We start from the raw sequence: 12,707 nt of genomic DNA on the forward strand, positions 1-12,707 counted from the left end.
CCTTTATATTTTCCATTATCAATTATCCATTTTTATTTAATAAAATTGATATATTCGTTTTTATAATTTACATAATTTTTTGCATTTTGATAAATTTTTTCAACTTCTTCATCTGTTAAACTTCTTACAACTTTTGCAGGAGAGCCTAAAATCAAGCTTCTCGGCGGAAATTTTTTTCCGCCTGTAACGAGTGCCCCGGCTCCAACAATTGACTCATCTCCAATTTCAGCCCCGTCAAGTATTGTAGCGCTCATTCCAATTAAACATGCTTTTCCGATTTTGCAGCCGTGAAGCATTACACGGTGGGCTATTGTTACATCATCACCTATAATGGTAGGAAATCCGTCTCCTATTTTTTTTTCTTTTTTGAAATGTGTCACATGTATCATTGAGAGATCTTGAATGGAAACCCTTTTTCCAATTTTTATAAAATGAACATCCCCTCTAATTACACATCCAAACCAAACGCTTGAATCTTCTCCGATTTCCACATCCCCGATAATATCTGCACTTGGAGCTATCCATGCAGAATCAGCAATTTTTGGAAAATCATCTTTATATCTTAAAATCATAATTTCTCCTTTTCTTAATTTTCAATTCTCCATTAATTTCAGCTTTTTTTAATCTCTTCAATTTTATCCCTGATCATAGCCGCTTTTTCAAATTCCAGATTTTTGGCAGCTTCTAGCATCTCTTTTTTTAATTTGTTAATAATTGCTTTTTTCTCTTTTGGCGGAATTTTGTTTTTGTTTTTAAGCTCTTTTGCAATGGCTTCATAACCTTCTTCTTTTAAACTCACATCAAGTTTTCTGACTGTGCTTTTTGGTGTAATTCCGTGGATTTTATTATATTCTTTCTGTTTAATTCTTCTTATGAGTGTAGTTTTTATAGCGTTATACATTGATTTTGTAATTTTGTCTTTTATTTTTTCTAAGATTTCCAAATTATCATCAAGAATTACAGGTTCAGTTATTTTGCTTGCAAACATTATAACCCTTCCGTTTACATTTCTTGCAGCCCTTCCCATTGTCTGAATTAAGCTTGTTTCACTTCTTAAAAACCCTTCTTTATCTGCATCAAGTATTGCAACAAGACTGACTTCCGGTAAATCAAGACCTTCTCTTAGAAGGTTGATTCCGATTAACACGTCAAATTCTCCGCTTCTAAGTCCCCTTATTATTTCATTTCTCTCAACCACATCAATATCACTGTGCATATATTTGACTTTAAGTCCGAGTTCAAGATAATATTTTTGAAGTTCTTCTGCCATTTTTTTTGTAAGAGTTGTAACTAAAACCCTTTCGTTTTTGGCTGTAACTTCTTTTATTTTATCGTATAGGGTTGCAACCTGATTTTCACTTGGATATAGTTCAATAATCGGATCAAGTAGACCTGTAGGCCTTATAATCTGTTCAGCAACGCAAGATGAAATATTCAGCTCATATTCCCCTGGAGTTGCCGATACAAAAAGATAATGCGGCGCTTTATTTATAAATTCGTCAAATTTATAAGGTCTGTTATCAAGAGCGCTTGGAAGTCTGAATCCATGCTCTACCAATACTTCTTTTCTGGCTCTATCTCCATTATACATTCCTCTAAACTGAGGCAAACTAACATGACTTTCATCCACAATTACAAGATAAGGCTTTCCTTTTATTTCAAAATAATCAAGCAAAGAATATGGAGTTTCTCCCGGTTTTTTACCTGTTAAATGTCTTGCATAGTTTTCTATTCCTTTACATGTACCGGTGGTTTCAAGCATTTCCAAATCAAATTCTGTTCTTTGTTTAAGGCGTTGGTATTCTATGATTCTATCATTTTCTTCATAAAATTTAAGTCTTTCTTGAAGTTCTTTCTCAATTGAATTAATAGCCTGAGCAAGTCTGTCAGTCCCTACGATAAACTGATTTGCAGCATAAATTGTAATTTCTTTTAAATCCTCAAGTTTCTCATTTGTCAGATAATCAATTGTATAAATTCTGTCAATCTCATCGCCAAAAAATTCAATTCTTATAACATCATCTTCAAAATAAGTTGGAAAAATATCAATAACTTCCCCGTTTACCCTGAAATTTCCCCTTTCAAAATATTTGTCATTTCTTGTGTATCCCATTGAAAGAAGACGCAGCATAAATTCTCTTTGATTAATCTCATCCCCAACAGCAACCTTTGCCACCATCTTTTTATATTCAATCGGGTTACCCAAACCATAAAGGGCTGAAACGGAAGCCACCACGATTACATCGTCGTATTCAAGCAGACTGGCGGTGGCTGAGACTCTTAGTCTTTCCAGCTCTGCATTAATAGAGCTGTCTTTTTCTATATATAAATCCTGTCTTGGCAGATAGGCTTCTGGTTGATAATAGTCATAATAACTTATAAAATATTCTACATGATTTTTAGGGAAAAAATCTTTAAATTCACTGTATAATTGAGCAGCTAAAGTCTTATTATGTGTTAAAATAAGTGTCGGAATTTGAAGTTTTGCAATTATATTTGCCATAGAAAACGTTTTACCGCTTCCGGTAACGCCTATCAGTGTATTGTACCTGCTGCCGTTTTTTATGCAGTTAGTCAATTTTTCAATAGCCTGGGGCTGATCTCCTGTTGGAGTGAATTTGGAATTTAATTTGAACAAATCTCTCCTTTTTATTATAATTATATCAAAACAGTATTAAAGGATTATTATGGATATTCTCTCAAAATTAAATGAAAAAATAGACGGACTTTTACAAAAATATGAAGAACTTACAAAAGAGAATGAAAATTTGAAGCTTGAACTTGATAATACTAAAGAAAAACTCTCAGAAACTGAAAATGAGCTTGCAGAATGTAAAGAAAATATAGCGTTAAAAGAGCTTGAACTTGAAGAAGTGTTAGGAAAAATTGAGGCGATCCTTGGTAAATGAAAAAAATATCTTTAAAAGTAATGGGTGAAAAATTTGAAATAAACTTGGAAGATGAATTTTTTGAATACGTAAAAGAAGATTTACTCAGACTTCAAAATCCAACCCCCAAAGAGCTTTTGTTTTTGATACTTGAAAAAGACAAAAAAGAGTATGAATTACTGAAAAAAATTGAAAATTTTGGGAGAGGGGGTGAATAAAACAGCTTTTACTATGCTGGAAATGATTTTTGTAATTATAATTATAAGTATTATGTCAGTAATAATTATTTTTAAATATTTTACTTTCAGCCAGCAGGCACACGAAGCTGTTTTAATAGCGTTTGTCAGAATGCTTAACAGAACAGCGGGTATAAGCTTATGGAATAAAAGCCTTAATGAAAATCATCACGGAGACATAAGCTATATACATTCAATAAAAAATAGAATCATTCTGCCACCAGAAATTAACGGTGCGGATATTGATTTAAAAGACTGTAATTCAACCACCATGTATCATAAAATTGCTGAATCTAATACTAAAGTTACCAAAAAAATGTATATAATAGATTGTAAAAACGGAACGCCCAAAAGAGTTCCGTTTTTCAGGTTAATCAGGGTTGAAGATAATAAAATTTTGGTAAATAGAGAGTAAATTATATAGAAATTATCGAAAAATTAAATAAATGTCATGCATCTGTCATTAATTTTTGTTAAAATTATGTTATAATTAACCAAAAGAAAAAAGGAGATATAATGAAAAAAGCATTTACAATGATAGAATTGGTTTTCGTTATTGTTATTTTAGGTATTTTAGCGGCAGTTGCGCTTCCAAAATTCTTAGGAGTTGCTTCTCAAGCACATGAAGCCAATTTAAAAGCGTTTGTTGGAACTTTAAACAGAAGTGTTGGACCTACTTTATGGAGTACATCTATTTCAGAAGGTCATTATGGAGATATTAATTATTCTGCTTTAATATATAATAAGGATAATTCTGCTGAACAGAATTTAACAAAATATACTGATATTCCAAAAGAAGTTGCAATTTTAGATTTAAAAAAATGTAATAATGAAGTTAATTATACAATTGTAGGTAAAGCTGATAAAGCTGTAGCAGGTGCAACTTATTATATTGCATGTTTGGACGGTAATGCAAATCAGTCACCAAATTTTGTTTTATTGAAACCTACAACTTCTAGTGCCGTAGTTGATTTAGATGATATGAATTCAACTGAACTTAACGCATCAGTAAAAACTGTAAACTTTAAACATAATGGTAATGATGAAAATTTAACTATTTTAAGATAGTAAGTTGAAAAAATCCTTTACACTGCTTGAACTTGTTTTCGTAATTGTTGTTATAGGTATTTTGGCGGGGGTTGCCCTGCCTCGCCTGTTTACAGGTGTGGACGATGCCGTAAAAGCTAAAGTAAAAACTGAGGTTTCCACAATAAATGCCGCTATAGCGTCAAAATATACTAAAAATATTCTTTCAAATAACAATTCCTGTCCTAAATTAGAAGGTAATCCTGATAAGCCAAATTATTTTTTTGAAGGTGTTTTAAGCCAGCCAATTCCAAAAAATGACAATATGCTTAAATGGGATGGAAACGGAACAGATTACAATGTAACTTATCAAGGAAAAATAATTTATTTTAATTATATTCAAGATCAGGACGATAAAGGATGTATATTTGAATGTAACACTACAAAATCTACTTCAAAAGATTTTAACTGTTCAATTTTTAAATAATGTATTATGAAATAGCAATTCTCAGTACTCCAAATATATTTACTTATAAATCCGATAAAGTTTATAAAAAAGGTGATGTTGTTGAAATTCCTTTAAAAAATAAAATAACTTATGGGTATGTTTTAAAGGAAGTGGATAAACCTAAATATGAATGTAAAGAAATAATAGGTAAAAAATTCAATTTTAATGAAAATTATCAAAAAATTATTGATTTTATAAGTAAGTATTATTTCTGTTCAATCGGTGAAGCGGCAGGGCTGTTTTATTGGAAAATGGATAATGGAAAATGTAAAATTGATAATGAAACGTTAAAAATTAAAAATAAAAAATGTAAGGTTGATATAAATTTAACTGATAAACAAAGAGAGGCTTTGGAATTTTTGAACAGCAAAGACGCATCAATTCTTTTCGGGGATACCGGAAGCGGCAAGACTGAAATTTATATAAAACTTATTGAAGAAACTATAAATCAGGGCAAAAAAGCAATTTTTTTACTGCCGGAGATTGCAATAACCTCCCAGATAGAAAAAAGGCTTAAAAAATATTTCAAAGAAACTCTGGCTATTTGGCACAGTAAAATCACTAAAAAGAAAAAAGAGGAAATTTTAAATAATTTAGATAAAATTAATGTAATAGTGGGAGCCAGGAGTGCGCTTTTTTTACCAATTGAGAATTTAGGGCTAATTATTGTTGATGAAGCACACGATGATTCTTATAAATCAGAACAGACTCCAAAATATAACGCAAAGGATTTGGCTGTATATTTTGGTAAAGAATTTAAAGCAAAAGTTGTTCTTGGAAGCGCAACTCCGCTTGTAAGTGATTTATACAAATTCCCGCATTTCAGGCTTAAAGGAACATTTTACAATACTAAAAAGATAAAACATTTTAGAGAAACTTTTGATGAATTCACAATAAGAAAAATTTCAGAAAAATTAAAACAAAACAAGCAGATTATTGTATTTGTACCAACCAGGGCACATTTTAAATTTATGATTTGTAAAAACTGCGCTGAATCAGTTAAATGTAAAAACTGCGACGTTTCCATGAGTCTGCATAAAGATAAAAGAGCATTGGTGTGTCATTACTGCGGATATACGCAGCCTATTCCCAAAATTTGCCCAAACTGCGGATGGAATGAATTCTTGAATGAAAGAAAAGGTACAAGTGAAATAGCAGAAGAATTGAAAGAAATTTTCCCAAATGCAAAAATAGAAAAGTTTGACAGGGATATAATCACTTCAAAAAGCAGGATTGATAAAGTGCTTAAACGATTTGAGAAGAGAGAAATTGATATTTTGGTCGGTACCCAAATGCTTGCCAAAGGGCATGATTATCCGGATGTGGCTTTAAGTGTTATCGTGGATATTGATTTTGTATTAAATGCACCTGATTACAGGGCAAGGGAAAGGGCGTTTGCATTAGCTAAACAGGTTGAAGGCAGGGCGGGCAGAAAAGAAGATGGGGAAGTTATAATAATTACTCAAAATCAGGAATTTTTTAACAGGAGCTATGAGGAATTTTTTAATGAAGAAATGGAATTTAGAAAAAGTCTTGAATATCCACCGTTTTCAAGGCTTGCAAAAATAGAATTTTCAGATAAGAAAAAAGAAACTGCCAAAAATAATTTGGATGAATTGATTAAGTGTGTAGGAGATAGACCTGAACTTATTGGGTACGGGGAAGCTCCGATTTTTAAACTTAAAAACAGATACCGCTATTATGCTTTGTTTAAAGGTAAAAATTTGCATAAAATTATCTATACCTGCATTGATTTAACAAAAGCAAAAGTGGATATGGACCCGGTTAATTTTCTTTAATTTTTTCCGGGTCAATTGCCACTTTGTATTTAGGATCGTCTTCTTCATATGTGCAGTAAGGACCAGCTGTATCAAGCAGTTTTTTACATTCGTTGCTTAAATGTCTGATTGTTAGTTTTTTTCCGGCTTCAAGATATCTTTTTGTAATTTTATCTATTGCTTCAACTCCGCTGCTATCCATTACCCTTACATTTTTAAAATCCATTATTACCTCATTTGGATCATTTTTTACATCAAAACTTTCAAGAAAACTTCTAGCACTTCCAAAAAACAGAGGTCCTTCAAATTCATATATTTTTTTATCACCTTCCATTTTTGTTTTTGCATAAACTTTTGCGTGCTTCCAGGCAAATACAAGGGCTGATATGATAACACCGCTAATTACTGCAATTGCCAAGTCTGTAAAAATAGTGACTATTGTTGTAAAAATTAAAACAAATGCATCCTCTTTTGGCATTCTTTTAATTTTATCAATGCTTGCCCACTCAAACGTAGCGATACTTACCATAAACATAATCCCGATTAACACAGCAAGAGGGACAATTGAAATTAATTTGCTTAAAAACACAACATATAAAATTATCATAACAGCGGCAGTAATTCCGCTAAGTCTTCCCCTGCCTCCTGAAGTGTGGTTTACAATAGTCTGACCTATCATAGCACATCCGGCGGTTGCCCCAAAAAATCCGCAGGCCGTATTTCCAATTCCCTGGGCTATAGCCTCTTTGTTTCCGTTTCCCCTCTCTCCATCCATCTCTTCCAAAACTTCCATAGTAAGAAGAGTTTCAATCAATCCCACCAGTGCAATAATTACCGAATAAGGTAAAATTATTTTAATAGTTTCAAAATTAAGTGGAGCCATTGGAATATGAAAATGTGGAAAATTTCCTTTAATATCTGCCAAGTCTCCAACTGTTTTTATATGAATATGAAAAAAACAGGTAATTGCCGTAATTAAAACAATTGCAATAAGACCTGCCGGGACTCCTTTAATATATTTTGGTCCAAAATACATTATAGCCATTGTTAGAGTTACAAAAATATAAACCCAGATATTATTTTCAAAAAATTCAAACTGGCTTGTGGCTATTACAATTGCAAGTCCGTTTACAAATCCGTAAACTACAGGCATAGGCACAAGGCGTATAAATTTAGCAAGCTTAAAAACTCCAATTAAAATCTGAATAATTCCGGCAAGCATTACCGCCCAAAACAGATATTCAACCCCATAATTTTTAACAAGACTCACAACTACCACCGCAATGCTTCCGGCAGCAGCGCTTATAAGCCCCGGTTTTCCACCAATTGTCGCAGCAATAAATCCTAAAATAAAAGCTGTATAAAGTCCAATAACAGGTGATATTCCTGCTATTAGGGCAAATCCCACAACTTCAGGGACCAGGGCGACTGAAGTTACCATTCCTGCTAATATATCATTTTTGGCACTTTTTGCGTTATAATTTTGCAAAATTTTAGAAAACAAGTATAATCCTTTAGTTTTTTTGAAGCGGAATTATAACAAAAGGTTAGAAATGGATATAAAAAATTATTATACAAACAGAGATGCAGAATTTTTAAAAAAGAGCGATTTAGTAATTTTTTGGGGAGAAAAGCCGACAAAATTTCCAAAAAATTATGCAGTAATAGGCGGTAATGATGAATTCTCAAGAGTTGATATCCCAAAAAGAAGTGAAAAACTGCCTTTACTTCTTGCAAGGCTTGCATATGTTTTTGAGATTTATGATGAATCTCTTAAAGATAATGAAGAATTTGAGGATTTTGTAGAAATTGTTTTAAAATCCGTTCGTGTAAAACAGACTATTCAAAAACATACCACAACCCTTGAAGAGGTGGCGGGGTTACTTTATTTAATTGATAATGCAAAAAAAATATCTTTGATTATTGGTGAAATTGGCGAAGAAGAGATGGAAAATTTAATGAGTTTTGTTAAAATGTTTGAAAAAAAGGCAGGAATTTTTTCTAAAATGCCTTTAGTAGATATAGAATTTTATGGAATATAAGATTTCCTGAAAAATTTAGCAATTTTTCAGAATTTAAAATATAAAATTGATAATGTAAAATGGAAAATTTAAGAAAGGAAGAATGATGAATTATCTATTAAATACTTACAATAGATTCAATGTTGAATTTGTAAAAGGCAAAAATGCAACTTTATGGGATAAAAATGAAAACGATTATATAGATTTTACAAGTGGTATAGGAGTTGTGAGTGTAGGTCATGGAAATGAGAGACTAAGCAGTGCTATATGTGAACAGGCTAAAAATATTATTCATATTTCAAATCTTTACAGAATTCCACCCCAAGAAAAATTAGCTGAAAAGCTAGTTAAAAAAAGTGGTTTAGGTAATGCCGGGGTGTTTTTTTGCAACAGCGGGGCTGAAGCGAATGAAACAGCTTTGAAGATTGCCAGAAAATATGGCGAAGTTAACGGGGAAATTAAAAAATATAAAGTAATTACACTTGAAAATTCTTTTCACGGAAGAACCATTTCAACCCTGAAGGCTACAGGGCAGCCTAAATTTCATCAATATTTCGGGCCATTCCCTGATGGGTTTACTTATGCAAAAAATATAGCAGACATTGAAAATAAAATAGATGATAAAACAGTGGCAGTGATGCTTGAACTGATTCAGGGGGAAGGCGGAGTTAATCCATTTGACAGGGATGAAGTAAGAGACTTAGCTAAAATGTTAAAGGAAAAGGATATTTTGCTTATTGTTGATGAGGTTCAAACCGGAATTTACAGAACAGGTGAATTTTTGGCAAGTAATTTATACGGAATAAAACCTGACATTATTACTCTTGCAAAAGGCCTTGGCGGAGGAGTACCAATCGGTGCGGTAATTACTACTTTAACAGATGTTTTAAAACCCGGAGACCACGGCTCTACTTTTGGAGGAAACTATTTAGCAACTAGGGCGGCAATTGAGGTTATAGAAATTTTAGATGAATATAAAAAAAGCAAAAAACTTGACAAAGTGATTAATTATTTTGACGATAAACTGGTTGAGATTGCAAAAGAATATCCTGATAAATTTGATTGTGTCAGCGGATATGGGCTTATGAAGGCATTGAAATGCCACAGCAGTGAAATAAGGGATGAAATAGTAAAAAAAACTTTTGAAAAAAAAGTTTTGGTATTAAAAGCTGGAAGTATATCAGTTAGATTTTTGCCGCCGCTTACAATCACTAAAGAGGAAATTGATGAAGGATTTGATAGATTAAAGGCTGCTTTATGTTAAAAAAACTTCTTTTTTTGCCTGTTTTTCTTTTTTCATATCAAAATATTTTAAACAATTATAAAAATAATGAACTGAATTTGGAAAAAAATTATTCTATTGAAAATTCAAAAGAACTGGGGAAATCCTGGCTTAATCCCATAAATTTTAATTATTCAATAAATAAAACCAATTTAAATCCCAAACATTATACTAAAAGTTTTACAATAAGTATAAATCAGCCGGTTTTTAAAAGCGGGGCTATTTATTATTCTATAAAGTATGCTAAAAATCTTAGAAGTTATAATCTTAAAAATATTGAGCTTAAAAAAAGAGAATTAATCAAAAATGCAATTGATTTGGCAATTGATTATAAAATTAACTTAATAAATAAAAAAATTATAAAACTCAATATTGAAAATACAAAAATTGATATTCAAAAGAAAAAAGAAGCTTTTTTAAACGGAGTCGGGGATTCGACTCTTTTAAATGACGCCGTTTTAAAATTGAATTCACTTAAATTAAATCTTGCAGACATGGATTTGACGCTTTTTAAACTTAAAAAAAATTTTGAAAAAATATCTTCGCTTGATATAGAAAAAGTTGATCTGCCTTATTTTAAATTGATAGAGAAAAAAGATTATGTTAATAAGAATTTGGAATATTTATCTGCCAGGGATAATATAAAAATTAAAAAAGATTTGTATAAAATGAATATCGGGGATAATTTATTCAGTATAAATATAAACGGTAATTACAATGTTGTTAAAAATAATTATAAAGAGAATCTGCCTAATTTGGACGAGTCTACATATAATTATTATAATATCGGAATCAGCCTTAATTATCCTTTAAGGTTTAATGCCTTAAATTCCATCGAAAAAACAAAAATAGATTATTTAAAATCAAGAATAGAACTGAATGATAAAAAAAATGAACTTTCTAAAGAGTACGAAAGTTATATAAGAGAACTTCAAAACATTGATAAAAAAATTAAAATATATACAGAAAATATAAAAATTTACAATTCTTTGATTACTTCTACAAAAGATGCGATAAAAGGTGGAGACGCCACGCCACTAGATTTGGAAATTATGCGAAATTCAAAACAGACATCCGAGCTTAATATAAAAATTTTAAGACTTCAAAAACAGAAAATTTTACTTAATTTATATTATAAGCTTTCCGTTTTTTAATTCTGTTTCTTTTTGTAACTAACAGCAATTAAAGATAATAAAACTCTTTTAGTTAAATATAGCTATTCGTTATAATATAATTAACAATATATAAAGGAGTGATATGAAAGTTGATGTTTTAATTGTCGGAGCGGGAGGAGCCGGACTTTATGCGGCTTTGAGTGCTGCAAAAGAAGCAAAAGGGCTTAATATTGCGGTAATGAGCAAAGTTTATCCTACACGTTCACATACAGGGGCCGCTCAGGGCGGAATAAATGCTGCCCTTGCTAATGTTGACCCGAGTGATAATGAAGAACTTCATACATTTGACACCATTAAAGGAAGCGATTATTTGGCAGACCAGAATGCGGTTAAATATATGTGTTATGAAGCTCCGAGAATTATCAGGGAAATGGAGCATATGGGTGTGCCTTTTAGTAGGCTGAATAACGGGAAAATCGCCCAAAGACCTTTTGGAGGAGCAAGCAAAGACAGAACTTGTTACAGTGCCGATAAAATGGGACATGTAATGCTTCATACTTTATATGAACAGTGTATAAAAAATGATATTAAATTTTTAAATGAATGGTTTTTATTGAATATTGCCCATAATGGTAAAAGAATTCAGGGAGTTAGTGCAATTAACATTGCAACGGGTGAAATTCAGTTTGTTAAAACAAAAGCGGTAATTTTAGCTACCGGAGGACACAGCAGGATTTACTGGGGATATACATCAAATGCCCTTGGTTGTACAGGAGACGGAACGGCAGCAGTACTTAGAGCCGGGCTTCCTCTAAAAGATATGGAATTTTTACAGTTTCACCCGACAGGTCTTAGAAAATCAGCTATTCTTGTAACTGAGGCTGCAAGGGGTGAGGGTGGTCATCTTGTAAATAATGTGGGTGAGAGATTTATGAAAAAATATGCACCTGAAAAAATGGAACTAGGTCCCAGGGATTTAGTTAGTAGAAGTATTATGCAGGAAATCAGAGAAGGCAGGGGCTTCAGAGATGAAGAGGGAAGGGAGTATGTTCATCTTGATTTAACTCATTTAGGAGAGAAAAAAATAAAAGAGAGACTTCCTCAAATTAGGGAACTTGCAATTGATTTTGAAGGGATTGACCCAATTAAAGAGCCAATTCCAATTAAACCTACGGCCCATTATGCAATGGGTGGAATTGATACTAATGTTAAGTGTGAAACTCCGCTTGAGGGACTTTATGCAGCTGGGGAAGCTCAGTGTGTAAGTGTTCACGGTTCAAACAGACTCGGAGGAAATTCACTTCTTGATATTGTTGTGTTCGGTCACGTGGCAGGGCTTGAAGCCGTAAGATATGCAGAAGGTGCCGATTTTGCAAAAGGTGGGACTGAGATAATAGAAAATGAAAAAAGAAGAATAGAGGAACTTATGAATAAAGAAAGTAAAGAAACTTTGGGTGATTTGAGAGCTGAACTTGGTGAAATTATGTTTAAACATTTCGGGGTATTCAAAAATGAATCTGAAATGCAGGAAGGTTACAATAAACTTAAAAATTTAATTGAAAGAGCGCATAATAATTTAGGGGTTGAAGATAAATCAAAAGTGTTTAATCTGGATTTGCAGGCAACTCTTGAATTTTTCAATTTACTTGATATTGCGGATGTTTTAGCTTATGCATCTCTTCAGAGAAAAGAAAGCAGGGGTAGTTTTTACAGAGACGATTATCCAAAAAGAGATGATGAAAATTATCTGTATCATTCAGTTATTACAAGAAACGCTGATGGAAGTTATGATTATAAAAAAGGTGAAGTCGATATCAGCTTGTACGCTCCGGCTGAGAGAAAATACTAATAAA

General features: G+C 32.1%; 13 protein-coding genes. 10 read left to right on the forward strand and 3 right to left on the reverse strand.

The window, feature by feature from the left end:
• Positions 1–32: 32 nt before the first annotated feature.
• Complete coding sequence (locus LNAT_RS03515) at positions 33–572, reverse strand: gamma carbonic anhydrase family protein (RefSeq protein WP_096258534.1); 540 nt, start codon at positions 570–572, stop codon at positions 33–35.
• A 38-nt stretch (positions 573–610) separates the two neighbouring features.
• Positions 611–2,638, reverse strand: coding sequence for an excinuclease ABC subunit UvrB (gene uvrB, locus LNAT_RS03520; protein ID WP_096258535.1), 2,028 nt, complete (start codon positions 2,636–2,638; stop codon positions 611–613).
• Positions 2,639–2,687: 49 nt separating this feature from the next.
• Here uvrB and LNAT_RS03525 point away from each other — a divergent pair, with 49 nt between their 5' ends.
• From LNAT_RS03525 to LNAT_RS03550, 6 genes are all read left to right on the forward strand, one after another.
• Positions 2,688–2,909, forward strand: coding sequence for a hypothetical protein (locus LNAT_RS03525; RefSeq protein WP_096258536.1), 222 nt, complete (start codon positions 2,688–2,690; stop codon positions 2,907–2,909).
• Positions 2,906–3,106 (forward strand): hypothetical protein, encoded by a 201-nt coding sequence (locus LNAT_RS03530; protein WP_096258537.1) that lies wholly within the window; start codon positions 2,906–2,908, stop codon positions 3,104–3,106. Before LNAT_RS03525 ends, LNAT_RS03530 begins: the two co-directional genes overlap by 4 nt.
• A complete protein-coding gene (locus LNAT_RS03535; RefSeq protein WP_096258538.1) occupies positions 3,099–3,539 on the forward strand; it encodes a prepilin-type N-terminal cleavage/methylation domain-containing protein in 441 nt (146 codons plus the stop codon). Before LNAT_RS03530 ends, LNAT_RS03535 begins: the two co-directional genes overlap by 8 nt.
• 101 nt (positions 3,540–3,640) lie before the next feature.
• Complete coding sequence (locus tag LNAT_RS03540; protein WP_096258539.1) at positions 3,641–4,192, forward strand: type II secretion system protein; 552 nt, start codon at positions 3,641–3,643, stop codon at positions 4,190–4,192.
• A 4-nt stretch (positions 4,193–4,196) separates the two neighbouring features.
• Complete coding sequence (locus LNAT_RS03545; RefSeq protein ID WP_096258540.1) at positions 4,197–4,637, forward strand: type II secretion system protein; 441 nt, start codon at positions 4,197–4,199, stop codon at positions 4,635–4,637.
• Positions 4,637–6,457, forward strand: a complete 1,821-nt coding sequence (locus LNAT_RS03550) for a primosomal protein N' (RefSeq protein ID WP_238593976.1) — start codon at positions 4,637–4,639, stop codon at positions 6,455–6,457. The genes LNAT_RS03545 and LNAT_RS03550 overlap by 1 nt, the downstream gene beginning before the upstream one ends.
• Here the strand turns inward: LNAT_RS03550 and LNAT_RS03555 are convergent.
• Positions 6,444–7,940 carry a SulP family inorganic anion transporter gene (locus LNAT_RS03555; RefSeq protein ID WP_096258542.1) on the reverse strand — a complete coding sequence of 499 codons (1,497 nt, stop codon included), beginning with the start codon at positions 7,938–7,940 and terminating at the stop codon, positions 6,444–6,446. The two genes, LNAT_RS03550 and LNAT_RS03555, sit on opposite strands and share 14 nt — an antisense overlap.
• A gap of 49 nt (positions 7,941–7,989) precedes the next feature.
• Between LNAT_RS03555 and LNAT_RS03560 the strand changes: the two genes are divergently transcribed.
• The 4 genes from LNAT_RS03560 (at position 7,990) to LNAT_RS03575 (ending at position 12,703) form a co-directional block, all read left to right on the forward strand.
• On the forward strand, positions 7,990–8,478 hold the full coding sequence (locus tag LNAT_RS03560; RefSeq protein WP_238593977.1) for a hypothetical protein: 489 nt from the start codon (positions 7,990–7,992) through the stop codon (positions 8,476–8,478).
• A gap of 85 nt (positions 8,479–8,563) precedes the next feature.
• Positions 8,564–9,721 (forward strand): aspartate aminotransferase family protein, encoded by a 1,158-nt coding sequence (locus LNAT_RS03565; protein ID WP_096258543.1) that lies wholly within the window; start codon positions 8,564–8,566, stop codon positions 9,719–9,721.
• Complete coding sequence (locus LNAT_RS03570) at positions 9,715–10,893, forward strand: TolC family protein (RefSeq protein ID WP_096258544.1); 1,179 nt, start codon at positions 9,715–9,717, stop codon at positions 10,891–10,893. Before LNAT_RS03565 ends, LNAT_RS03570 begins: the two co-directional genes overlap by 7 nt.
• A 103-nt stretch (positions 10,894–10,996) precedes the next feature.
• Positions 10,997–12,703 (forward strand): FAD-dependent oxidoreductase, encoded by a 1,707-nt coding sequence (locus LNAT_RS03575; RefSeq protein WP_096258545.1) that lies wholly within the window; start codon positions 10,997–10,999, stop codon positions 12,701–12,703.
• Positions 12,704–12,707 lie beyond the last annotated feature (4 nt).

It is taken from the genome of Lebetimonas natsushimae (genome assembly GCF_002335445.1).
Lineage (GTDB): Bacteria > Campylobacterota > Campylobacteria > Campylobacterales > Nautiliaceae > Lebetimonas > Lebetimonas natsushimae.

Coding starts and splice junctions, on each gene's coding strand:
- LNAT_RS03560 (WP_238593977.1), top strand. CDS start 7,990: ATGGATATAAAAAATTATTATACAAACAGAGATGCAGAATTTTTAAAA.
- LNAT_RS03530 (WP_096258537.1), top strand. CDS start 2,906: ATGAAAAAAATATCTTTAAAAGTAATGGGTGAAAAATTTGAAATAAAC.
- LNAT_RS03525 (WP_096258536.1), top strand. CDS start 2,688: ATGGATATTCTCTCAAAATTAAATGAAAAAATAGACGGACTTTTACAA.
- LNAT_RS03575 (WP_096258545.1), top strand. CDS start 10,997: ATGAAAGTTGATGTTTTAATTGTCGGAGCGGGAGGAGCCGGACTTTAT.
- LNAT_RS03550 (WP_238593976.1), top strand. CDS start 4,637: ATGTATTATGAAATAGCAATTCTCAGTACTCCAAATATATTTACTTAT.
- LNAT_RS03570 (WP_096258544.1), top strand. CDS start 9,715: ATGTTAAAAAAACTTCTTTTTTTGCCTGTTTTTCTTTTTTCATATCAA.
- LNAT_RS03515 (WP_096258534.1), bottom strand. CDS start 572: ATGATTTTAAGATATAAAGATGATTTTCCAAAAATTGCTGATTCTGCA.
- LNAT_RS03540 (WP_096258539.1), top strand. CDS start 3,641: ATGAAAAAAGCATTTACAATGATAGAATTGGTTTTCGTTATTGTTATT.
- LNAT_RS03565 (WP_096258543.1), top strand. CDS start 8,564: ATGAATTATCTATTAAATACTTACAATAGATTCAATGTTGAATTTGTA.